Genomic DNA, 23038 nt, shown 5'->3' with positions numbered 1-23038 from the left:
CTGTTATGTGGCGTGTTTCTTGTGCTCCGGCTCGGAGCCGGGGCATGATCCCAAGGAAGCTAATGATAGAAAAATTAACCTCTACCAGGGCAAGCGTGAGCACTCTACACAACACACCACACAACACTCGCGTGTGTTGTGTTTGTAGTGTGTTGTGTAGTGTGTTGGTTACGCGGGCGACTTTCTAAGACGCCCGCGACTCTCCAAGACGCCCGCGACTCTCCAAGACGCCCGTGAAAAGAGCTAACGTACTAGGCGGTACCGTTGTTTGGGGCTCCTTAGCGGTCGGGTGCGTTCGAGTTCGCCTTCTTCAACGAGGTCTTTAAGGATCCGGCGCGCACCACTGAGCGTGATTCCAGCTGCTGCAGCTAGTTCGCGACTGGAAGAAGTTGCATGCTTACTGGCGTAATCAATGATTCTCTGCCTACTACTCTGCGCATTTGCCGCTTGCTTTTCAGGGGCAGTCGGCTGCCGAATTTTGAAGGTGAGGCGGAAACCGGTGAGTGAATCCTCGGGGATTGGAGGTGGAAGCATCTGTGCTTCCAGTTGGCTGAGTATCTCTTGGTAACCACTACCACGGTTTTCTGCGACAAAACCACCGGCCGGATACTCGCAAACTTCCAGAATCCGGGATAAGTATTGATTCCGGGTGCTCGAGATACCAGCTTGGCCGAGATTATCCTCTGTGACTATGCCGTAAAGTCCTCCGGGATTGAATATCTCCAATCGATCGGGGTACATGTTGACCTGTACTTGTGCACCTCGAGCTTGGGGAGAATAATCCCTGTGCATGAGTGCATTTGTGATTGCTTCGCGTACTGCAATTGGAGGGTAATCAGGAAGATCCTTGCGGTAAACTCCTTCGATCATGCCTCCTACGCGCATATTGCGCTGAACGGCGGTTACCGCGTCGAAAACAAGTAGGGGAATAGGTCCGACGAAGCTCTGGTTGTCTATGAATCGCTGACCAGTGTCATTTGCCGCCTTTGAATCGCCAACATAGTTGGAAAATGTGACGCTGAGCCGTGGAAAGAACTGCTGTGGGAAAGCGCCTGCGCATAAAAGCCCGGCGATTGTAGGGCGTGGTACTCCGCGATCGTCTCGTGCAAGAACGTTGAGGCTCAAGAGGGCATCTTCATCAGATTTGCTTTTGAAGATTCGCTCGTGGATCAAACGCTCGCGTTGTAGTATTCCTTGGATAATTTCTGGATCCAGATCCACCAGCCCTGCCCGAGGAACGATTTCACTATCCCACAATGGCTGTGTCCGGTTCTCTTCCAACCTGTCTATCTCATACGGCTTCAGCTTCCGCGCTCCATCGTGTGCGCGAATAAAACTTCCGCGGTATTTTCCCTGTGCTGCAACGTAGCATGGTCGAAGTCGTGGGTCGAGAGGTGCGATCGTTCCAACAACTACGGGCGCATCTTCACACGTCAGGATATCGATCTGGGGTGTGACACTGGGAACTAGTTGCTCCCTGCATACTGTTGCTAGGGCATCTGCAATGCTCCGGGCATCAAAATGTGGCGATGAGGCGAATCCATTCTCCTCATCAAGACCTAGAATCACAGTTCCCCCGTCTGTATTTGCAAAAGAAGAGATGTCGCGGACCAGTTTCTTGGGGAAGCCACGAGCAGCGGCTTTGACCTCCACGCTAGAGGTGTCTGTCCCGATTTGCCGCAGGCTTTTCACTAGTGCATCAAGCTCTCTTTGATCCACTGCAATCCTTTCCCAAAATCAACACTCTACACAACACTCTACACAACACTCTACAAAGCACACCACATGCGAGTGTTGTGTGGTGTGTATGTGTTGTGTTGGTCTGACCTGGGAAAAGGGCGAAAAGGCACATAATCGCTACTTTTTGATGTGTCGCGTCACCCACAACCCGTTTACACTGAAGAGTGTTTTAACTCTGATTCAATGTGAGGATGTGACTTGTGACTATTCCAGCCTGGGGTCTAATCCCCTTCGTATTGATGCTTTTAAGCATCGCCATTTTTCCGCTTGTGCCCGCACTTTCTGGCTTCTGGGATAAACCCCGTAACCAGCTGATTGTCGCACTCATCCTGGGCGTGCCCGTCGCCGCGTGGATGATCCTCGGCGGGGAGCCCGCAGCCGTCGTTGGCGCCGCCATCGAATACTTCAACTTCATCATGCTGTTGCTGTGTCTGTTCACGGTGGCTGGTGGAATCTATTTGCGTGGCGATGTGGAAGCGACACCCCGTAACAACACCATCTTCCTCGCCATCGGTGGCGGTATTGCCTCCTTCATCGGCACCACGGGTGCGGCGATGCTGCTCATCCGGCCGATACTTAAAACCAACGAGGAACGCAAGCACGTCGCCCACACTGTTATTTACACAATCTTTATCGTCGCAAACGCCGGTGGTCTGTTGACCCCGCTGGGTGATCCGCCGCTGTTCCTTGGCATGCTCCGCGGCGTGCCGTTCACATGGACGTTCAGTCTGTTCAAGGAATGGGCATTCGTGTTCATCCTCCTGCTCGTGAGCTACTACTGCCTCGACTGCAAGATTCACGCGATGGAGTCTAAGGAGGACACCGAGCGCGACCGCACGGAGACCGAGCCGATCCACCTCGACGGCAAGATCAACTTCCTTTTCTTCGCCATCATCATCGTTGCCGTTGCTCTTGCTCCCTCGATGAATGCTGAGGCAATCGAGTCAGGCACCGCAACGCTCACGGATTGGATTCCCACCCGCGAGATCATCATGGGGCTTGCAGCACTCGCCTCCCTCAAGTTCGGTTCGGATAAAGTCCGCTACGATCTCAACAAGTTCGTGTGGGCCCCGATTCTCGAGGTCGCCGCCGTTTTCGTCGGCATCTTCCTCACCATGATTCCGGCGCTTCGCTACCTCGCCGAGGTTGCCCCCAAGCTTCACCTCAACGAGGCGAGCTTCTACTTCCTTACCGGCTCCCTGTCGTCCTTCCTGGACAACGCGCCGACGTACGCCACGTTCTTCTCCATCGCGGGAGAGCTGCCGGGCGATCCCCGCGTGGCTGGAGTTCCCGAGCACTACCTTGTAGCCATCAGCCTCGGTGCCGTGTTCTTCGGTGCCATGACCTACATTGGCAACGGGCCGAACTTCATGGTGAAATCCGTCGCTGAATCCGATGGTGTGGATATGCCGTCCTTCGGCGGGTACATCGGTAAATCCTGCATCCACCTGCTGCCGGTGCTCGTCGCTGTGTGTGGCTTCTTTGTTGCCCCCGGAGCGATTATGACGCCCATCGCCGTGGTGTGCACTCTGTTTGAGCTGGGCCGTGCCGCGCTTAACTTCCGGGCAGGAAAGAAAGCGTTACCAGCATAATCAGGGGAGTGTAAGAACACCCCTAAACTAAAAACCGCCACAGTTCCGGTGAGGAACGTGGCGGTTTTTTGGCGGTAGCCCACCATCGAGGAATCCACGCGGAACAGCGTGTGCTCCGCTGCTACTACGAGCGTGGCTCCCATCGGCCTTGCGGATATCCACCACCGCAGAACGCAGCGTGTCTCTTCACGCCGTGAGGCGCGGTGAACGTGGTTTAGTCTCGCGCGCGGCGGGACAGGTAGTTGCCAAGTGACTGGATTCCCTGCACCACCACGATGAGAATGATGACGGTTATCACCATTGCGACGGTATCAAACTGCTGGTAGCCGTAGCTCAACGCCAGGTCACCCACGCCGCCACCGCCGACGTACCCGGCCATCGCCGTGGCGGAGATGAGTCCCACGGTGGCGGTGGTGAGCGCCAAGATGATGGACGCCTTGGCTTCCGGCAGGAGGAAGTAGCGGATGGTCTGCCACAAGGTTGCCCCCATGGAATCTGCAGCCTCGAGGATGCCGGGGCTCACCTCAAGCAAGGATTGCTCGATGAGCCTGGCAACAAACGGAGCGATGTAGATGGTCAGTGGCACCAGTGCTGCTGTGGTTCCAATGGAGGTACCTGTGATGAGCCTCGTCAGCGGCACAATGGCCACCATGAGGATGACGAACGGGAGCGAGCGCAGGATGTTCACCACCACGTTGACCACCTGGTAAATGGCAGGCTGCGGGCGCAGCCCGCCGGGCCGGGTGATCACCATTAAAAGCGCCAGCGGGATACCGATGAGAGCGCCAATGGCTAGGGCGATTCCCACCATGTAGGCGGTTTCTGCCCCGGCGTTGAGGTACATTTCTGGGGTCACGCGGCTCATCGGATAACCTCCACTGAGAGTCCGTCGGTATGTGAAATAAGGCCGATTGCCTGGTCAGCTCCCGGATTGTCCAGCCCGATGAGCATGGAGCCCACGGTGGTGCTGCGCAGTGGCAGGTCGTTTGACTGCAAAAGTGAGGCACGCACACCGAGGTGAGCGAGCTCCTCAAATAGCGATCGCGCCGCGCCGTCGCGGTGGTGTACACGGATGAGCCGCTCGGTATCGCTGTCAGCCTCTGCTCGCGGCACCGTGGTGGCCACAAACTTGCGGGTGAGCTCCTGCTGAGGGCTGGAAAACACATCCTCCACCGGGCCGTGCTCAATGAGGTGGCCGTGTTCGAGCACGGCGACCTCATCGGCGATGCGGGCGATGACGTTCATCTGGTGGGTGATAATAAGGATGGTGATCCCCAGCTTCTCATTAATGCGGGTAAGGAGCTCCAAGATCTGGCCGGTGGTCATGGGGTCGAGCGCGGAGGTCGGCTCGTCGCAAAGCAATAAACGTGGACGGGTGACAAGCGCACGGGCGATGCCCACGCGCTGCCGCTGGCCGCCGGAGAGCTGGGCGGGCTTTGCGTCAGCGCGGTGGTTGAGCCCCACAAGCTCAAACGCGTCGGTGACTCGCCGTCGATCGCGGATTCCCGCCAGCGTGAGGGGCATCCCCACATTCTCTGCGACGGTCTTTGAACCGAGCAAGTTGTGCTGCTGGAAAATCATCCCCACTTCTCTGCGCAGGTCGCGCAGGCCCTTGTGATCGAGCGTTGCCGGATCAACCCCCAGGGTGGTGACCGTGCCGCCAGTTGGCTTTTCCAGCCCATTGACGGTACGTAAAAGCGTGGACTTTCCGGCGCCCGAGGTCCCCACAACGCCGACGATGGAGCCATCGGGAACGCTGAAGGTGACGTTATCCAGCGCGGTGACGCCGTCGAACTGCCGTGAGACGTGATCGAACTCTACAGCCATGGCCTAGCCTCTGAGTGAATCAGGGATGAACCAGTAGTCGTTAACGTTCTGGTCCTCCACGGACTGCAAGAACTCGGGGTCGCGGTAGGCCTCCTCCACGGCGTTAACCCACTCCTCGTTGACCTTGTCCTCGGTGGTCGTGGCGTTGAGGATGAGCTCGGGGCGCAGGTTTTCCTGGAAAAGCTGCAGCTTGGGGTCAACCTTGGAGGCGTAGCTCATGGAGCCGGGAATGACGCCCCAGTCCACGTCCGGCAGCACGCGCGGGATGCCCGCCGAATCCATCGGCTTGAAATCAAGGTTGTGCGGGTTATCCGCGACGTCTTGCACCGTGAGAAGGGCCGGGTTAGCCTCCGGCTTGAGCGTGATCCACCCGGCGTCCTTGAGCAGGTTGAGCGCGCGCGACAAGTTCGACGCATCGATTGGGATGGCTACGGACTGGCCGTCTGCTACCTCATCGAGTGACGCGTGGCGCTCCGAGTATAGGCCCGCCGGGACGGTGGGGATGTCGGTGAAGTTGACTAGGTCTGCGCCCTTTTCCTCGTTAAAAACCCTGGTGTAGGCGGAGTGCTGGTCAACGTTGAGGTCCACAGATCCCTCAGCCAGTGCGGTATTAGCTTGCATCAGATCGGAGAAGTCGGTGTATTTCACCTCGTAACCGTCCTCTTTAAGGATGGGCTCAATGCCGTCCTTAAACAGGACCGAGTACGGCCCCGGCGAGGTACCAACCGTAATGGTCTTGCCGTCTGTTTCGGTGTTACCGGCGCACGAAGCGAGCCCAAAGCTCATGGCTACGGCGCTGGCGAGCGCGATGATCTTCTTCACTACTAACTTCTCCGTGTACTAATCGGTCTAGATTGGAAAGACTACCAGGTCTATCGGATTAGAACAGGAAAGGGGTATGAGTTTTTCCGGTGGTGACCTTTCTTATTGTTGTGAATGTCTTTTAGTACCAAGGGGTAAGCGTTGTCAGGTTGTTTCCGAAGTCCTCCCCGTGGATGATTGCTCCACCAAAGTGGGTGAACTTGTCGATCGGGCTCGATTCCTTGTGTGACAAAACGGTTCCCGGCCATCTCTGGTTGATGTAATCTAGACCGTGGGAGGCGATCGTTGTCCCATCAGGGAAAATGGTGGTCTCGTCCACGTTCGCTCGTGAGAAAGCATGGGAGTGAACCCGACAACCACGCAAGTTGGCTCCCTGGAGATCGGTCCGAGTGAAGTTAGCAAAAAGTAGATCGCTACCGGAGAAATCGGAGTGGGATAGATCCGCGATATCAAAATGTGCGCGGTAGAAATCACCGTTGAACCTGGAGTAAGGCATGAATGCGGCGATGAAGTGGCTACGCTGGAAATCGCCGTTAAACAGACCGTGATGGCAGTTCGCTTTATGGAAAATAGCCCGTCTTGCTGTGATATCAACGAACGTGGACCTGTTCAGTACACTGCACAGAAACGAAATGTCATTGAGACTGACCTGTTCTAGTTTGATGTGTGGCAAACGGGTGTATGCAAATCTGACGCGCATGGGGCAATCCGATAGCAACACGTTGTAGCGCGGGACGAGCAATTGGAGAGCTGGTTGAGTGAAGAATAGCGATTGGGTAATTCGCTCTGCAATACCCTGTATAGCTGCGGAAACGGGATCCCAGTTGCATTCGTGGAAAAGACGATCGAAATTATATTCCGCTTCTACCCCGGCTCGAACCGCCAGCCGCCATTGGCGTGTGTTTGAAAGCTTCCTGTTACGAGGGCACCCCAGATTTGAGTGGGCAAACAATGTGAGGGTGGTAACGATATGTTGGGCCCGTTCGTAAGCATTGCCGCTGACGTACCGGTCAAGCAGGCTAAGCAGGCCGTCGACTCCGTAACGTTGGTCCTGACAGGTAGAGGATGAGAGGGCTTTGAAATAGTCGTTGGTTTCTACCACAGGTCGCCTAATTTCTTAAAGTCATTAACATAATCTGGGCACTGGGATCGCTGTGGTTCTCCATTGCCTGTCTTATTCTCATCTTCGCACCAAGCAGTGACAGCACCTACTTCGTGAGTATCGCCAGGCATTTGTGAAGGTGCGTTCTTGTAAGTTAAGTTTAACCTTATGTGGTAAATTAAAGTTATATATTGTTCCTTCTCTGCTTTTTCGCAACTCGGTACAACATCAACAGAAAATCCTCCACACTTGAGAAAATCAACCCGCCCTTTATACTTCTTATTTCCGGGCTCAGTCACGCCAATTCGGTATTCGGGGTTGTACTTGTACACCGCACGTAACATGCGGTGATTTTTCATATTGTGTTTGTGCTTCATTTTCTCGGCACCCCAGCCGATTTCCTTTCCCTCCTTTCTAGTATAGAAACCTCTGCGAACTATGAAATTACCTAACGCGGGTCCCCCTGCTTTCATTGTTGGCTCTATGTATACGATGACCGCGCTGGTAAGAGGAGGTAAAGCGCTCATCCGTGTTGGAGTGTCACTTTCAACAGAATCATTGGAATAAAATGATCGGTTGGTTTCCATGGTGCCTTTGACTACTCCGATTCCTTGACTCATTCCGAGTATGACCCCTTTGGTGAAGTCTTGTTCGTAGCTGTCTTCGAGGGGTGTTGTTGAAGGTAGAGGATAGCCGAGGTCCTCTGCCGTATTCCGAACACTGTGCCAGTACGCGTACGCCTGGCCAGTTAACTCCCTCGCACCAAGCACATTGTTCCACGCAATCATTCCCCCTGTGAACGGAACATAATGAAACACACCAGGAATTTCCGCCACCTCATCACTGACAGGAAAACCCAAACTACCCTCCTCTCTTCCTAAAGCCTGCCACACACGCTGAGAGGCAAGAAACATAAACCTCGTCTGCCTATCAACCTCCCGCCACGAAATCGTGCCATTGGAAAAATTATTAAACCGAAACCCCGTCCCCGCACCCTGCTCATTAGTCATCGGCACACCAATAGGGTGATGCGACCCACCCATCGCATCATATTTGGCCTTAATATCTCCCCACACAGCACCACCAAACAGCGGATTATAGTAATTATCCCCACCCTCAAACTGCTGATACTGCGTCGCAGGAACCCCCGTATCCTGCGGTTCCGATATTGGATACCCAAGCGCTCCTGATTCCCACCCGAGGGTTCCCCACTGACGCATCCCATCACGGGTGACAGCATGCGCCCCGGTACGCGGGTGCCAGTAGATAAACCCTGCTACAAACTCCGTGCGTTTTCCCACCCCGTCCGGATTGGTCAACTCATCACTTAGTGGCAGACCAAGCCACGAACCTCGTCCCCCGATAGCGTTATAATGCGCCAGAATTGCCCCACACACGGTTTTTTTAGTTTCAGCAAAAAAATCGCAGCCGCCGTCCCGTACCGAATACACACTGGCCGGTGTCACCGCAGTCTGCCGTGCATACTCCAACTCCACATCCGGGTGAGAGGTAACATACTCATCCAACAACTCATCCCCCGACGGATCAAACCGATCCACAACATAATCACTACCCCCCACCTCCCCAGACCCCACCAACTCCGCAGCAAACCCCCCAACAGGAAAAACCAAACACAACAAAACCACCAAAAATAGAACTGAAAGTGGAAGTGAAATATTCATCGATCCCTGTAGCTCGGGATGACGCTGGGGTTTACAGGCATGTAAATAGAGTCGCACAGGTAGCTTTCTCCCTTTTCGCTTCGCCCCAAGCACTCGGAGTACTCGGGAGGACAAAACTTGCAGTTGGTTCTTGAGTCATACACACAGTTAGTGAAAGTGCAATCGGTAAAAAAACAATCACTAAGAGCCGGAAAGTGCACGTCCGTAAAGGTACAGCTGTAAAAATGGCACTCTTTAAGGTGAGAATCTGCGAAATTAATGGTTGTGAAGTCAGATCCTTGAACACGGCAATCCATGAACTCGGTCCGGGTGAAGTGGCATTTTTCCATGAGTGTTGCGGAGACCTCGATGTCGCGACAAACTAGATCACCGGCGTGGAAATCAGTTATATCACAAGCGGTGAGGCCAGTGTAACGGAGGAAAACAAAGGAAAAACTCCAGGGTACGGCCCTAAAATGGTCAGAGCCTGGCGCGCACCAATAAAGCTCGTCGGTATCGGGGCGAACAGTTAGTCGCCTTGTTAGGGCACTAAGTATTTCATTTGGGCCGATTTCCCAGCTGTATGTGGTCATTCGTGGCGAATCGATTGGTAGCCCGCAGGCGTAGTCGCACAAGCGCGCAGCGATAGGATCAAATTCTCTTGAATCAGTCAATGAGAGCTCGTCAGCACGGTAGAGCAGCTCGTATGCAGTAGTAAGCTGCTCTAGCGCAGAGATTGCTTGGAGTCCACTCATATTCTTAACTCTAGTGCGCGAAGCACGTAATCGGTGCAGGTTGGGAGCAGGAAATGGGGGCAGCAGGGCAGCACGGTGAGGCGACCCAGGCGGCACAGGGTGTACGGCACGGCGCGATCCGTGCGGGAGGAAAGCGAGTACACCGTGACGTTATCGGGAACGGTGTGGGGGAAATGCTGACTAGCGAGATCACGGTGGGAGGCGCCACCGAAGTAAATGCGGTTGGGCTGGCCGAACCACGGGGAACCGAGTCCCACGATGCGCCGCACGCGACCGGAAAGCTCCGGGCGACGGGCGAGCTCGAGGCCGACAAGACCGCCGAACGAGTGCCCCACGATGTCGATCTCTTTGTAGCCAGCCACGGTTTCTACCAGCTCGTCCACGCACTCGGTGACCGGTGCCGAGCCGTGCGTGCCGTAGGACGGCGCCACAAACGCGATGCCACGGCGAGCAAGCGCAAGGCTCAGCCGCCGGAACACTCGCGGCGAGGAATTGGTGCCGTGCAACAGCACCACCACCGGGCGGTCCGTCACCTGCGGGGAGGCGGCGAGGCGCCTGCGTGGAAGGTAGGCGAGGACGTTGCGGAGAGCGATCATGGGATGCGCAGCGGGCTAAGAAGTGCGCCCAGCGCGCGTGAATTCCACATCATGAATGCCAGCTTACACACGAGTAAACCGTGCGACCAGCAGTTATACCGATGAGGAAAGTGACAGTGTTCCTCATTGACATAAACGAGCTGCGGCTATTGCTCCTGAGGGAACTACACTCGAAGGCATGGAAAAACGCATGAATGTAGAGTCCTTCAACCTCGACCACACGAAGGTCGCCGCCCCCTTTGTTCGCATTGCCGACGAAAAGACGCTCCCCGGCGGCGACGTCCTGCGCAAGTTTGACGTCCGCTTTTGCCAGCCGAACAAGGAGCACCTGGAGATGCCCACGGTGCATTCCATTGAGCACATGACGGCGGAGCACATGCGCAACCACACCGACCGCCTCATTGATTTCTCCCCCATGGGTTGCCAGACCGGCTTCTACGCCATCACCTTGGATCTCAGCCCCGAGGAGTTCATGGATATTCTCGAGGTCACCTTCAAGGACATCCTCGCCGCCACCGAAGTTCCCGCCGCCAATGAGAAGCAGTGCGGCTGGGGCGCGAACCACTCCCTCGAGGGCGCCCAACAGGCCGTGCGAAAGATGCTGGATAAGCGTGACGAGTGGGCGACCATTTACGCGTAACGGGGCCCTTACCCGGTTGGTTTCCCCGCAGCCGTCGGGTGCACTGTGGCGCCAGCGATCACGCTATAATCACCTGCGTCGAAAAGCAGCAAAGGAGACCGACCGGTGCACTACAGTGAGCGTCACGCCCGCCTCAAGTTGATCCTCGGGGAGGAGGGCCTGGAAAAACTGTACGGGTCGAGGGTTGTGGTGCTCGGCCTCGGCGGGGTCGGCTCGGCGGCGGCGGAGGCGCTCGCCCGCGGCGGGGTGGGCCACCTCGTTGTGCTGGACCGCGACGTGGTGGACGAGTCCAACATCAACCGGCAGGCGCTCGCGTTCACGTCCACCATCGGCAAGGTGAAGGCCGACGTGATGGCGGGGATGATCCGGGAGATCAGCCCGGAGTGCGAGGTCACGGCCGTGAAGGCCTACCTGGATAAGGACGATATCGACGGGGTGCTGGGCACGTTCCCGCGCCCGGATTACGTGCTGGACTGCATTGACACGATCTCGCAGAAGCTCGCCATCGCGCACTGGTGCGCCGAGCGCCACATCCCGCTTCTAAGTTCCATGGGCGCGGCGAACAAGCTCGACCCCGCCCGCCTCCGGTTTGCCAACATCAAGCGCACCCTCAACTGCCCGATGTCGCGGGTCATCCGCCTGCAGTCCATCAAGCGCGGCATCCGCGGGCTGGAGGTGCTGTTTTCCGACGAGGTCGCCTTCAAGGTGGATAACCCGGCGGCCCGCACGAAGGGGGAGACCCTCGGCTCGATGAGTTACATGCCGCCGATCATGGGGCAGATGCTCGCCGGCAAGGCAATCCGGCGCCTGGCGGGCCTCGAGCCGTTTCCCACCCCGCCGAGGCTCGCCCGTGCTCATTGATACCCACTTCCACCTCGATTTTTGTCCGGGCTTTTCGCCGCTTGTCGACGTTCCGGTGGTCGCCCAAACACTTTCCCCGCACGGTTTTTCCATCCACCCGCCCACCCGGTTCCTCTCCCTGGGCCTCCACCCGTGGTACGCCACAAAGGAGGCGATCGCCGAGTTTCCCCGCTACGCGGAAAGTGCACGGCTCATCGGGGAGGTGGGCCTCGATTTCGCCCGCGGCACTGCGTGCCAGGTAGAGGCGTTCGCCCGCGTCCTCGAGTGTGTTCAGCCGGGGTCGGTCCTGTCCATCCACGCGGTGCGTGCCGTAACCGCGGTGCTGGACATGCTCGAATCCCGCCCGGACGTCACCCGCATCATCCACTGGTTTTCTGGCACCTCCGACGAGCTCACCCGGCATATCCGCGCCGGGGGCTTTATCTCCGTCAATCCCCGGATGCTCGCCACCAAGCGGGGTCGCGCCTACGTGAAGCAGGTTCCCGGCGACCGCCTCCTCGTGGAGACGGACCTTCCCGCCCACGGCGAGACGATCACTCCCGCCGAGCACGCGCGCATCCTCACCGCTACCCTGGATGGCATCAGCGACCTGCGCGGCGAGGACATGCGCCCGCAGATTGAAAAGACCCAGGAGGCGATTTACCTATGACCGATGACGAGCTCGCACCAGTTCCAGGCGCGCCGGAGTTCTTCTTCGATGCCTCCTGTGCGTCTTGCAAGAGCGCGCTGGTGCGGTCGTACATCAGGCCGGGCGCGGTGTCCTTTGTGCCGCTTAATCCCGGTGAACAAGCGGTCCGCTTCGGCGATGCCACCGGCGCGGAGGCGATGGGCCGCCTATGGCGGTTCAGCAAGCTGTGGTACCTGCGTGCCGTTGGCTGGACGATCGTCCACATCACGCCTGTGCGATGGGTGGCGGAGCGGGTGTACGCCCGTCACGCGCGCAATCGTTCTTGTCTCAACAGTTGCGCGGTCGGTAGTGATCCCAACGGGGGCAAGTAATCGCGAAGCGTCTGGTCGCAGCTCCAATTATGGTGAGAAACGCGTCATACCGCGAAGATTTACCACCCCTTAGCCCGAAGACTTGCCACCCATTACCGCGAAGATTTGTCACCCGTGGTTAGTCCAGCTCTGGGGTTGGGGTGTGACGTGTTTCCTGTCTAAACACGACAAAGCCCCACCTATTTGCGGCAGGTGGGGCAAAGGAAACCGAGATTAGACAGTGAAGGTTGAGACGTGGGAATCGTCGGTGGCATCGTGGCCGACGTACACGGTGAACTCACCGGAGGGAACCACGAAGTCGTGGGCCGCTACGTCCCACACGGACAGCGGGTGGTTGGAGGCATCGGCATCGATGACGATCTCTACCTTCTCGCTCGCGCCGGGCTCCACGCCAACCTTGGCAAAGCCGACGAGGCGCTTGGCGGGCTGCCCCTCAGCCGGCACACCGAGGTACACCTGCACAACGTCCTTACCGGCGACGTCGCCGGTGTTGGTGACGGTGGCAGTGACCGTGACCTTGGAGGCAGAGCCGTCGACGGAGACGTCGGCAAGCTCAAAGGTGGTGTAGCTGAGGCCGTAACCGAACGGGAACGCGGGGGTGATGTCCTCGGAGCGGTAGCCCATGTGGAGGCGCTCGGTGTAGGTCATCGTGTTGTAGCCCTCGCCGAGGTTGACGCCGGGGTAGCGCTCCTCGTGGCCGTGGCCGATCCAATCGTCCTCGGTCTTGGGGTACGTGGTGGGGACGCGACCGGAGGGGTTGACCTTGCCAAACAGTAGGTCGCCCACCACGTGGCCGTCCTCCACGCCCTGGTTCCACACCTCGAGGATCGCCGGGGCATCGTCCGTCCACGGCATGACCATGGGGGCGGAGGACTTGAGCACCACAGCCGTCTTCGGGTTGGCCGTGAGCAGCTGAGCGATCATCTCGTTTTGCTGGTGCGGCATGATCATCGTGGGCATGTCCGCGCCCTCGGTGGCGATGAGGCCGGCCATGATGACAACCACGTCGGCATCCTTGGCAGCGGCGACTGCCTCGGAGAGGTTGGACAGGTCGCGCTCCACGATGAAGCTCTCCACGGTGGCGGAGCCGCCGAGCTCCTCCACCACGTCCTTCATGCCCGGCTCAGGATCGACGGTGTACAGCGGGTCCACCTTGGACGAACCGCCACCGCCCTGGCAGGCGAACTCGGCGAACTTGGACTGGCCGACGATGAGGATCTTCCCGGCATCGGGCGACAGCGGCAGGAGCCCCTCGGAGTTCTTGAGCAGCACCGCCATGTCCGCGCCGATGCGACGCACGATCGCGCCGTGGCCCTGGGCGTCGATCTCGCGCGGTGCGTAGGGGCGATCAAACTGGTTGAAGCGGTACATCTGCGTGTAACGGCGGATGAGCGCGCGGTCAATGAGCTCGATCTCGGTGGAGGTGTCCTCTAGGGCGGCCTTGAGGTTGTCCTCGTTGAACCACTTGGCATCCGGCATTTCGTGGTCGAGGCCGGCGTTGAGGGAGGCGGCGCAGGAACGCGTGGACCAGAAGTCACTTTGCACGTAGCCCTCGAAGCCCCAGTCGCCGCGCAACACGTCGTTGAGGAGGTAGCGGTTCTCGGTGGCGTAATCGCCGCGAACGCGGTTGTACGCACTCATGATGGCGGCCACCTTGCCGTCCTTCACTACCATCTCGAACGGCAGCAGGTACATTTCGCGCAGCGTCTGCTCGTCGATCTCAATGTTGGTGCGGAAGCGCTCGTACTCCTGATCGTTGACCACGAAGTGCTTGGCCATGGCGATGATGTTGTGCGACTGGATCGCCTTGGTTACCTCAACACCCATGACACCGGTGAGGTAGGGGTCCTCGGAGAAGTACTCGAAGTTGCGCCCAGCGGTGACGGTGCGGTGCAGGCACAGGCCGGGGCCCTCGAGGACGTGCTGGCCGAGGTCGTCCGTCTCCTGGCCGATGATGTCACCGTACTGGTAGGCGAGCTCCGGGTCGAAGGAGGCGGCCACGCCGATGGTCATAGGCAGCGCCGTTGCAGGCGGGGAGGGAGTGCCGTCGCCCATGCCGACGCCGACGGGCCCGTTGGTGATGCGGAAGCGGGGGATCCCCAGCTCCTCGATCTCCGGCACGTGGCGTTCGATCTGGATCTGGGCGGCCAGTTGCTCCATCGCGTCTTCGTCGTCGGGGTCGATCTCGTTGGAGTATCCGTAGATATTGATCGTCTCCATGCCCCCGTGGAGCTGGGCGATCTTCTGCTCAAGTGTCATGCGCGACACGAGTTCCTCGGCGCGCTCGCGGGGTGTCTTTGTCATGTTTCCCACTCTAAATTTTTTGCTTGTCGACGGCTTCTTGTTGCCGTTTGTTGCCTCCGTTACGGTGGTCATGGGTGCTCCCTCGTCGCACTAAGATGGAAAACTACAGGTCGCATTCCCCTCTACTGTCTGGAGCACGTGATGAACGGTGAAGTTGAGAACACTGCGGATGGCATTGAAATCTACAAGGACGATAAGGGAAATCGTCTTGTCAGAATTGGCGATAAAACGTTCTTCGTCGGAAACATTGGGGACGTGAAGGACGTTGTTGAACGCCTTGGCCTCGAAGATTCGCCGCAGCAGATTCCAGGTTACTTCAAGACTCTGCTGGGTGCCGGATTAGACGGCGCGAGTGTCCTGCCTTCCCTTTTAGGAAATGCAGAGCAGTGGGTGAAACTAACAGACAAAACCTTCGAGGCCGTGAGAAAGCACGGTCTCATGCCCACCGGGGTGAAAGGCGAGAGCTACGCGATGGTGGGAAGCCCCGGAAAAATCAAAGAATGGCCGCGCGTCGATCTCGGCTCCCTTTCGCAGTCGACAAACCCAGTCAATCTCGCCCGATTCAGCAACATCATGAGCGCCATGGCACGCCAGTATGAAGTTAGGCGGCTCCATGACCACCTGAATCAGATCGAAGGTTCAGTGGAAAAGGTTCTCCAGAACCAGTTGAACGAACGTATAACGGAGATCCGGAAATCTGCTCGAATTCTGGATGATGCGTGGACATCCCTGGAAGAAGGGGGAGATCTGGAGATCAATTGGGAAAAAGTGCGTGAAACCTATGGAGACATCACCAATTCGCATGAGCGTGCACTGGAGGAGCTACAAAACATTCATAAGAAGTTGAAGGAAGCCACGGGACTCAAAGCGCTCAAGGCTCTTGAAAAAGACCAGGTTGAAAGATCCATCAAGGTTGAGTCAGCTTTTCTTCTTCAATCCTTACAGCTGGAAGGCCAGCGTGCACTATTCGAGTTTGTCTACAAGCTTGCGACAAAACCGGAAGGGGCGGACGGCCACTTAAAGGGGCTGGAAAAAGACATGAGCAAGCGAAAGGAAGATATCGTCGAAATTGCCAAAGGCATTGTTAAGGAACTCGACGAAGCGGGTGGGCGTGCGAAGAGGTGGGCTCTCTTCCATCCCGACTTAGCAAACGCATTCGTCGCGTCATCTAACGAAGTTGCTAAAGAAATCGAAGCGCACTTCGACGCACTGGAAGTGCCAAACGAGAAGCGGTCACAATTGTCTGCGATTACTAGAGGTCAGGTTTTAAGGAACAGTGAGGCTCTACTCGCAGCTGGCGAAGAAGCACTTCCCGTGGTTGGGACAGCTGTGGTAGCAATTGCAGCTACGGCGGTGGTAGGGGGGCGCAATTAGAAATGGAGTAGGCGGTGGACTGCAATCACTCATGAGTGGCGCTAACAATCAGATACAGAAAATGCCTCCGGCGAAGTAGCCCCCAAAGCCCAAAAGTCGCCAATTTCCGCTAACCAACGTCATTGTCCCGATGGAGGGAAATCGAACACGTTTCCATATGCATCCCAAATTTCGTGATCCTCATGTGCGATAGTGAATATCAGAGAAAAATGGCATGAGCCTTTCCCGGTTGTTTAAGCGGGAAGGGGATGAGCTTTGCAAAAATTAGACCGGCAGCAGGAGTGATGAAATGGCTACGTCGAGCGCGTTGTACCAGGCAGTGTGGGGTACCGCAGATACCTACCTGAGGGGTGTGGTTTCCCGCCAGGATTACGGCGATTTCATTCTCCCATTTACTGTCCTGCGCCGCATGGAGTGCGCGCTTGAGTCCACCAAGGAAGACGTGCTGGAGACGGTGGCGGGCCTCGGAGACATGCCACAGCACATGCAGGACGCCATGGTGTACGCGAAGCACGGCCTGCCGTTTTATTCCTCCTCGCCACTGTCGCTGAAGGCTATCGCGGCCAGCGATGACAGCGTGATGGAGGGCATGCTCACCTACTTGTCCTCCTTCAACGCGACGGTGCGGGAAGTGTGGGCCGCCTTCAAGTTCGAGGACCTCCTGCAAACACTGCAGGGCGGCAACATTTTGTGGGGCGTGGTCAAGCACTTTGCGGGGATCGACCTCTCGGACGAGGCGCTGGCAAGCGAGTCCAATAAGTCCGCCGAGAACGTCATGGGGGACCTGTTCGAGGATCTAATGTTCCGCTCGTTCTCGGAAAACGGGCAGGTCGCCGGTGAATACTACACCCCGCGCGAGGTCATTCGCCTGATGGTGGATGTGCTGCTGAACTCGGACGACGATGGGTTGCAGGGCAAGAATCCGGCCCGAACGGTCTACGACCCGGCGGCCGGCACGGGCGGCATGCTGCTCGTGGCCAAAAACGCGATGAAGGAGCTCAACCCCAATATCGAGGTTGGCCTCTTCGGGCAGGAAAGCATGCAGAAGACCTACGCGTTGGGCCGCTCCGATCTCATCATGGCGGGCGCGGATCCCGAGGCCCTCAAGCTCGGCGACACGCTTGCCGACGACAAATACGCCGGTGAGTACTTCGATTACGTCCTGTCCAATCCTCCGTACGGCACTGATTGGAAGAAGTCGAAGGAAGCCGTCACCGAAGAATCAAAGATCGAGGGCTCCCGTTTCAGTCACGGCCTCCCGCCGGTATCCGATGGCCAGATGCTGTTCCTGTGTCACGTCGTCGACAAGCTCAAAGACCCGGTGAAGGGCACTGCGAAGGGCGGACGCGGTGGCGTAGTCACCAACGGCTCGCCCCTGTTCACAGGCTCCGCTGGGTCCGGCGCCGACCAGATTCGTGGCTGGCTCATTGAAGAAGACCTCATCGACGCGATCATCGCCCTGCCCACCGACATGTTCTACAACACCGGCATCGCCACCTACATCTGGATCGTGGACAAGAACAAAGAACCGAGGCGTCGGGGCAAGATTCAGCTCATCGATGCCACCGCTCAGTGGTCACCGATGCGCAAGAGCATGGGTAACAAGCGCCGCTACTTCTCGGAAAGGGATCGGTCTTTCATCGGCAAGCTTTACGATGCCTTTGAAGATGCCGACCCCGAATTCTCCAAGGTAGTCACGCCGAAGGAGCTCAGCTTTTTCGACGTTCCCATGTACCGAGTCAAGCGTTACGTAACGTCCATAACCGACGAGACGGTGGCGCAGGCGATGACCCACAAACAGGCGCTTACCGGGCATGAGGTGATCATCCGCTCTTGCGAGGGCGTGGCATGGAACGACCTGCCCAAACACCTGAAAAAACAGGCGAAGGAGGCTGGTCTGAAAATGGGGGCGCCTCTCCTCGGACACATCATGCAGTCCGTGGCGGTGGAAGACGAAACCGCACCTGAAGCAATCGACCACAAGGGCAAACCCGTCATCGACACGGCCTCCAAGATCGTGGAGCGCGTGCCCCGCACCGAGGACATCAACGAGCACATGGAGCGCGAAGTCTACCCCTTCGCTCCCGACCTCACCTGGAACGAAGATGATGTCAAAATCGGTTATGAAATTCCGATGACACGCATGTTCTACCGCCCGGAGGAAACCGAAACCCTCGAAGAGCTGGACAAGGCGCTCGCCGAGAAGCTAGAGCGGATCCAGGAGCTGTTCGCGGAGGTGAGAAAGTAGTGGTTGCCGACACGCGGTTTGATGTTTCAGAGGACTTTTATGGAGCATTTTGGCTGAACTCCATTCCATCTGATTGGAATTTGGTTCCGGCGTGGGCATTGATGAGGGAGCGTGGCGAAAAATCCCGTGAAGATGACATCCATTTGACCCCATCTCAGGCCTATGGAGTTATCAGCCAGGAAGAATATATGGCAATCACTGGTAGTAAAGTAGTTCTAAACCTCACTGGAGCGAACAACATGAAGCATGTTGAGCCTGGTGACTTCATCATCCACTTGAGAAGCTTCCAAGGCGGGTTGGAATACTCCGCAATAACAGGAAAAGTCAGCAACGCCTACACAGTGCTTAAACCGGTCGTAGATATGGATGATGGATACTATAAATGGCTGTTCAAATCATCGGCTTTTATCTCTGCTTTGGCGGGTTCAACAGATCAACTGAGAGATGGACAGTCGATTAACTTCAAAAAGTTTTCAACATTCTCTGTTCCTTTTCCGCCACTCGAAGCGCAGCGACGCATTGCAGATTTCCTCGATAAGGAAATCTCTGAGATTGATACCTTGGTAGGGGAGTTGGATGAGTTTATTGAGCTGCTAGTGAAAAGCCGGTCCAGTATTATTTCTGAGGAGCTACGTAAATCAAACTCCGGTGTTTTTTTCCCGCTTGTTTCCTTGAATCTGGTAGTAGGAGTTTCCGATGGATTGGTGGATCCGCTGGATGAAAACTTTTCGGATTTGCCCTTAATAGCTCCTAATCATATAGAGAAAAATTTAGGTAGGCTCATTCACCCGATCGAATCAGCTAAGGAACAAGGCGCTATTAGCGGAAAGGGGTATGTCCGTGCTGGCCAGGTAGTCTACAGTAAGATTCGACCTGCCTTAAATAAGGTTGCGATCGCGGAAAAAGACTCGCTGTGCAGTGCGGATATGTATCCGTTGGAAATTCTTGGGAACCTGACAGAGCAGTATTTGCTTTACGCTCTGTTGGATAAGAGATTTGTGGATTCAGCGGTGTTGGAATCTTCAAGGGTCGCAATGCCGAAAGTTAATCGGGAGACCTTAGGCATGCTGAAGATCCCACTTCCTTCTTTGGAAGAACAAAAGAGAATTGTGCATGAAATCCAAACCGAAATGACACAGATAGACTGCCTAATCGATGAATGTACCGAACTCAAAGAGATCCTTTTAAAGCGTCGGCAGGTGCTGATTACGGATGTCGTGACGGGAAAGGTGGAGGTGTAGGCCATGAATGAGTCGGTGGTTGAAAACCGGGCGTTCAAGGTTGTCGAGCGGGGGTTTGAAGATGTGATAGTGCGGTCGCTGCAGGAGTCCGGGTGGCTGCACGACCCATCGAACGAGGGGTGGGACGTGGGGCGGGCGCTGTACGTGCCCGACGTGCTGCACTGGTTGATGACCCAGTTTCCTGCGGAATTTGAAAAGGCAGTGGCGTCTTCGTTGGGGGAGATGGAACGGAAGGTGGCGATCAACAAGCTGCTGGATCGGCTGGTGCAGCTGTTGGGGAAGCAGCCGACGCTCACATCCAAGACGAAGCAGGTGAAATACGGGCTGCTCGGCACGCTTCGGCATGGGTTCTCTCACACTGCCGTCGGTAGGCAAAAAGCCACGTTTGACAAGATGGTTGGGTTCTACCCAGAAAACCCGCTGTACACCAACGTCACCGAAGTGGCGCAGCAGAACCGGCTCCGAGTGATGCGGCAGGTGCGGTTTGATACCAAGAGCACAGAGACGCTAGACCTGGTGCTCACCGTGAACGGGATCCCCGTCGTCACGATGGAGCTGAAGACCGATAACACGCAGTCTGTCTGGGATGCTATCAAACAGTATCGCCGGGACCGTGTTCCCGGTAAGTCGCGGCCACTGCTCGCGCCGGGGCGCGTGCTGGTGCACTTCGCGGTGTCCAACCAAGAGGTGTACATGACTACGGTGCTCGCAGGGTCGGATACGACATTCCTGCCGTTCAACCAGGGTGATGGCTACCACGCTGGTAACCCAAGTAACGAGTACGGATCTGACACAGCATACCTGTGGAAGAAGGTTCTTCAGCCGGAACTGTTCCTGCGAATCCTGCGTGACTACGCGCTCTGGGAACCCGCGACCAAAGGCAACAGCGGGCGTCTGATTTTCCCGCGCTACCACCAGCTTCGCGCGACGGAGAGAGTAATCAATGACATGATAAACGGTGGACCCGGACAGAGGTTCCTCATCCAGCACTCGGCGGGATCCGGCAAGACAAAGACCATCGCGTGGCTAGCACACCGGGCGAACCGGGCTTTCTCCTCATCGGGGACACCGCTATTTGATTCCGTCATTGTGGTGACCGATCGCAGGGCGCTCGACGACAATATCAGGGAGGGCCTCGATCTTCTTCGCGCATCCGAAGGCATGGTCATCACCGTCGATAACGAGCTTGGATCGAAGTCGAAGAAGCTGGAAAAGGCGTTGACTGAAGGCAGCCACATCATTTCCTGCACCATCCAAACCTTCCCCGCGCTGGCACGGCTGATGGAGAAAACACCGGATCTCGCGGGGCGGAATTTCTGCGTCATCATCGATGAGGCACACTCCTCCCAACACGGCGAATCCGCGAAGAAGCTCCGGGAAACGCTTGTCGATGTATCAGCCGTTTCGAGCTCGGCCACGAACTCGGTGGTTGACTCGGACACGGACACGGAATCGGATGAGGGGATGAGCGCCGATGAGATTTTGCTCGCCGTCGATTCGGCGGTGGCGAACTCCGCCAACCTGACGTTCGTGGCACTGACCGCGACGCCGAAGGCGAAGACGCTGGCGGCGTACGGACTGCAGGATGAAAACGACCCGGAAAAGCGGGTGGCGTATGACGTCTACTCGATGAGCCAGGCGATCGAAGAGGGCTTCATCCTGGATGTTCTCTCCAACTACTCCACGTATTCCATGTTCGCGCGCATTAGAGATGAGCTCGGGCGGACGAAGCCCGTGGACGAGTCGGAAGCCGTGTCCGATATGGTGCGCTTTGTCCGCATGCACCCCACCTCCATCGCGCAAAAAGTAGAGGTCACGGTTGAGCATTTCCGACGTAACGTCATGCAGCACCTGCACGGCACGGCGAAGGCCATGGTTGTGGCATCGAACCGGCGAGCCGCGCTGAACTGGTCGCTGAAGATGAACGAGTACATCGCCCACAAGGGGTACTCGGACATGACCACGCTCGTGGCGATCTCCGGATCACTGGGGCTCAATGGCGAACAAGTCACCGAACACTCTTTGAACGGTGTGAAGGACACGGCCAAGCATTTCCGCGATCACGATGAATGCAAAGTGCTTATCGTCGCCAATAAGTTTCAGACCGGCTTCGACGAACCACGCCTGTGCGCCATGTACGTTGACAAGGCCCTTTCTGGTGTCATGGCAGTGCAGACACTGTCCCGGTTGAACCGAACGTTCCTGGGAAAGCCCGATCCCATGGTCGTGGATTTCGTGAATGACCCGCAGACAATCGTTGAGTCTTTCAAGCCCTACTACCAAGAGGCGCACATCGACACGGACATTCCGGCGAACGCGCTGGATGACCTCGGACAGCAGCTAGACGATGCGGAGTTCTACACCGAGGAAGAACTCGACGAACTGGGCTCTGCTTTTGTGGAAGGATCCTCAGAACGTATACAGTCCCTCATTTCACCCATCCGTCAACGGTGGAACGCGCAGGTTCGGGATGCACTATCGTCCGGAGATAAAGAGGCCTATAAGGAAGCGAAAGCCTTTAGGTCGAACTGCATCAAGTACACGAATGCCTGGGAGTTTCTCTCGCAGATCGTTGACTACCAGGATGTCACGTTGCACAAGCGCGCGATCGTGGCGGGGTTGTTGAAAAAGAACCTTCATCTGGAGCGACAAGATGATCACGAGGACTACACCACCGGCATCGAGCTCGTCGGCGTGGCAGTCGAGCCCACGGAGGTGGAGCAGGATCTCAACCTGGCAGCGGAAGACATCGACGGTGGTCTTGAACTGCCGGGATTCGACGGTAAGCCAGTGGGAGAGAATTCGCCGGTGCAGGCCGCTTTCGATCTCGCAGTGGAGAAAGTCAACGCGATTCTCGCTGCGGCGGGAGTTTCCGCATCAGATGAGGCGAAGGCGAGTGCCATTCGAGCGTCCTACGGAAAGCTTGTTGAAGACGAGCAGATCCAAGGCTTGGCCGGTGAAAATGACGCGAAACAATTGGCGAGTACAGGTATCTACAAGCAAAAGGGCTATGCTGCGCTGATAGAGGCAGCACAGGAATCCCAGGACGTGTTTACGACGATCTACGCTGATTCGGAAAACATGGAGATAGTCCTCAACGCACTTGCTGGTCTCCTTGTCGCGGCATCAAAAGACGCGGAGGTGAAGAAGAGACTAGAGGGGTAGCGCAGGAACCTCGAAAACGTGGATCACGTCCGCTTCGCTGATCTGCAAGAGTCTACCTCTTGCCACGGGTGGAGTCTATGTTTGTTTTGAAGGGAATACTCTGCCCGCCTC

General features: G+C 56.9%; 17 protein-coding genes. 9 read left to right on the top strand and 8 right to left on the bottom strand.

Annotated features, from left to right (window positions below):
* Positions 1 to 243: 243 nt before the first annotated feature.
* Entirely contained in the window at positions 244 to 1719 is a 1476-nt protein-coding gene (locus tag HMPREF1219_RS08005; RefSeq protein ID WP_016458397.1) for an ATP-binding protein, read from the bottom strand.
* Between the two features lie 221 nt (positions 1720 to 1940).
* Between HMPREF1219_RS08005 and HMPREF1219_RS08000 the strand changes: the two genes are divergently transcribed.
* Positions 1941 to 3332 carry a sodium:proton antiporter gene (locus tag HMPREF1219_RS08000; protein WP_016458396.1) on the top strand — a complete coding sequence of 464 codons (1392 nt, stop codon included), beginning with the start codon at positions 1941 to 1943 and terminating at the stop codon, positions 3330 to 3332.
* 214 nt (positions 3333 to 3546) lie between these two features.
* On the opposite strand, the gene HMPREF1219_RS07995 is transcribed toward HMPREF1219_RS08000, so the two are convergent.
* From HMPREF1219_RS07995 to HMPREF1219_RS07970, 6 genes are all read right to left on the bottom strand, one after another.
* The gene (locus HMPREF1219_RS07995) at positions 3547 to 4197 is read right to left on the bottom strand and encodes a methionine ABC transporter permease (protein WP_016458395.1); all 651 of its coding nucleotides are present in this window, start codon (positions 4195 to 4197) and stop codon (positions 3547 to 3549) included.
* Complete coding sequence (locus tag HMPREF1219_RS07990) at positions 4194 to 5159, bottom strand: methionine ABC transporter ATP-binding protein (protein ID WP_016458394.1); 966 nt, start codon at positions 5157 to 5159, stop codon at positions 4194 to 4196. The genes HMPREF1219_RS07995 and HMPREF1219_RS07990 overlap by 4 nt, the downstream gene beginning before the upstream one ends.
* 3 nt (positions 5160 to 5162) lie before the next feature.
* Positions 5163 to 5945: a MetQ/NlpA family ABC transporter substrate-binding protein gene (locus tag HMPREF1219_RS07985; RefSeq protein ID WP_051120555.1), complete on the bottom strand. Its 783-nt coding sequence runs from the start codon at positions 5943 to 5945 to the stop codon at positions 5163 to 5165.
* Positions 5946 to 6102: 157 nt separating this feature from the next.
* Positions 6103 to 7083: a pentapeptide repeat-containing protein gene (locus tag HMPREF1219_RS07980; protein ID WP_016458392.1), complete on the bottom strand. Its 981-nt coding sequence runs from the start codon at positions 7081 to 7083 to the stop codon at positions 6103 to 6105.
* Complete coding sequence (locus HMPREF1219_RS07975; RefSeq protein WP_016458391.1) at positions 7077 to 8765, bottom strand: LGFP repeat-containing protein; 1689 nt, start codon at positions 8763 to 8765, stop codon at positions 7077 to 7079. Before HMPREF1219_RS07975 ends, HMPREF1219_RS07980 begins: the two co-directional genes overlap by 7 nt.
* 730 nt (positions 8766 to 9495) lie before the next feature.
* The gene (locus HMPREF1219_RS07970) at positions 9496 to 10095 is read right to left on the bottom strand and encodes an esterase/lipase family protein (RefSeq protein WP_016458389.1); all 600 of its coding nucleotides are present in this window, start codon (positions 10093 to 10095) and stop codon (positions 9496 to 9498) included.
* A 178-nt stretch (positions 10096 to 10273) separates the two neighbouring features.
* Between HMPREF1219_RS07970 and HMPREF1219_RS07965 the strand changes: the two genes are divergently transcribed.
* The 4 genes from HMPREF1219_RS07965 to HMPREF1219_RS07950 all read left to right on the top strand — a co-directional run bounded on the left by HMPREF1219_RS07965 (position 10274) and on the right by HMPREF1219_RS07950 (position 12595).
* Positions 10274 to 10735, top strand: a complete 462-nt coding sequence (locus HMPREF1219_RS07965; RefSeq protein WP_040427466.1) for an S-ribosylhomocysteine lyase — start codon at positions 10274 to 10276, stop codon at positions 10733 to 10735.
* A gap of 105 nt (positions 10736 to 10840) precedes the next feature.
* A complete protein-coding gene (locus tag HMPREF1219_RS07960) occupies positions 10841 to 11596 on the top strand; it encodes a tRNA threonylcarbamoyladenosine dehydratase (protein WP_016458387.1) in 756 nt (251 codons plus the stop codon).
* Positions 11586 to 12245, top strand: a complete 660-nt coding sequence (locus HMPREF1219_RS07955; RefSeq protein ID WP_016458386.1) for a TatD family hydrolase — start codon at positions 11586 to 11588, stop codon at positions 12243 to 12245. Before HMPREF1219_RS07960 ends, HMPREF1219_RS07955 begins: the two co-directional genes overlap by 11 nt.
* Positions 12242 to 12595 carry a thiol-disulfide oxidoreductase DCC family protein gene (locus HMPREF1219_RS07950; RefSeq protein ID WP_016458385.1) on the top strand — a complete coding sequence of 118 codons (354 nt, stop codon included), beginning with the start codon at positions 12242 to 12244 and terminating at the stop codon, positions 12593 to 12595. Before HMPREF1219_RS07955 ends, HMPREF1219_RS07950 begins: the two co-directional genes overlap by 4 nt.
* A gap of 213 nt (positions 12596 to 12808) precedes the next feature.
* On the opposite strand, the gene HMPREF1219_RS07945 is transcribed toward HMPREF1219_RS07950, so the two are convergent.
* Positions 12809 to 14971, bottom strand: a complete 2163-nt coding sequence (locus HMPREF1219_RS07945; protein ID WP_016458384.1) for a beta-glucosidase family protein — start codon at positions 14969 to 14971, stop codon at positions 12809 to 12811.
* A 66-nt stretch (positions 14972 to 15037) separates the two neighbouring features.
* Here HMPREF1219_RS07945 and HMPREF1219_RS07940 point away from each other — a divergent pair, with 66 nt between their 5' ends.
* From HMPREF1219_RS07940 to HMPREF1219_RS07925, 4 genes are all read left to right on the top strand, one after another.
* Positions 15038 to 16273, top strand: coding sequence for a hypothetical protein (locus HMPREF1219_RS07940; RefSeq protein ID WP_156823269.1), 1236 nt, complete (start codon positions 15038 to 15040; stop codon positions 16271 to 16273).
* Positions 16274 to 16562: 289 nt separating this feature from the next.
* A complete protein-coding gene (locus HMPREF1219_RS07935) occupies positions 16563 to 18521 on the top strand; it encodes a type I restriction-modification system subunit M (protein ID WP_016458382.1) in 1959 nt (652 codons plus the stop codon).
* On the top strand, positions 18521 to 19762 hold the full coding sequence (locus tag HMPREF1219_RS07930; protein ID WP_051120528.1) for a restriction endonuclease subunit S: 1242 nt from the start codon (positions 18521 to 18523) through the stop codon (positions 19760 to 19762). The genes HMPREF1219_RS07935 and HMPREF1219_RS07930 overlap by 1 nt, the downstream gene beginning before the upstream one ends.
* A 3-nt stretch (positions 19763 to 19765) precedes the next feature.
* Positions 19766 to 22927, top strand: a complete 3162-nt coding sequence (locus HMPREF1219_RS07925) for a type I restriction endonuclease subunit R (RefSeq protein ID WP_016458380.1) — start codon at positions 19766 to 19768, stop codon at positions 22925 to 22927.
* The last annotated feature ends 111 nt before the right edge of the window (positions 22928 to 23038 follow it).

Origin of the sequence: Corynebacterium pyruviciproducens ATCC BAA-1742 (genome assembly GCF_000411375.1) — a bacterium.
GTDB lineage: Bacteria > Actinomycetota > Actinomycetes > Mycobacteriales > Mycobacteriaceae > Corynebacterium > Corynebacterium pyruviciproducens.
This window is presented reverse-complemented; position numbering and strand designations above follow the sequence as displayed.

Coding starts and splice junctions, on each gene's coding strand:
- HMPREF1219_RS07995 (WP_016458395.1), bottom strand. CDS start 4,197: ATGAGCCGCGTGACCCCAGAAATGTACCTCAACGCCGGGGCAGAAACC.
- HMPREF1219_RS07990 (WP_016458394.1), bottom strand. CDS start 5,159: ATGGCTGTAGAGTTCGATCACGTCTCACGGCAGTTCGACGGCGTCACC.
- HMPREF1219_RS07985 (WP_051120555.1), bottom strand. CDS start 5,945: ATGAGCTTTGGGCTCGCTTCGTGCGCCGGTAACACCGAAACAGACGGC.
- HMPREF1219_RS07975 (WP_016458391.1), bottom strand. CDS start 8,765: ATGAATATTTCACTTCCACTTTCAGTTCTATTTTTGGTGGTTTTGTTG.
- HMPREF1219_RS07970 (WP_016458389.1), bottom strand. CDS start 10,095: ATGATCGCTCTCCGCAACGTCCTCGCCTACCTTCCACGCAGGCGCCTC.
- HMPREF1219_RS07965 (WP_040427466.1), top strand. CDS start 10,274: ATGGAAAAACGCATGAATGTAGAGTCCTTCAACCTCGACCACACGAAG.
- HMPREF1219_RS07950 (WP_016458385.1), top strand. CDS start 12,242: ATGACCGATGACGAGCTCGCACCAGTTCCAGGCGCGCCGGAGTTCTTC.
- HMPREF1219_RS07945 (WP_016458384.1), bottom strand. CDS start 14,971: ATGACCACCGTAACGGAGGCAACAAACGGCAACAAGAAGCCGTCGACA.
- HMPREF1219_RS07935 (WP_016458382.1), top strand. CDS start 16,563: ATGGCTACGTCGAGCGCGTTGTACCAGGCAGTGTGGGGTACCGCAGAT.
- HMPREF1219_RS07925 (WP_016458380.1), top strand. CDS start 19,766: ATGAATGAGTCGGTGGTTGAAAACCGGGCGTTCAAGGTTGTCGAGCGG.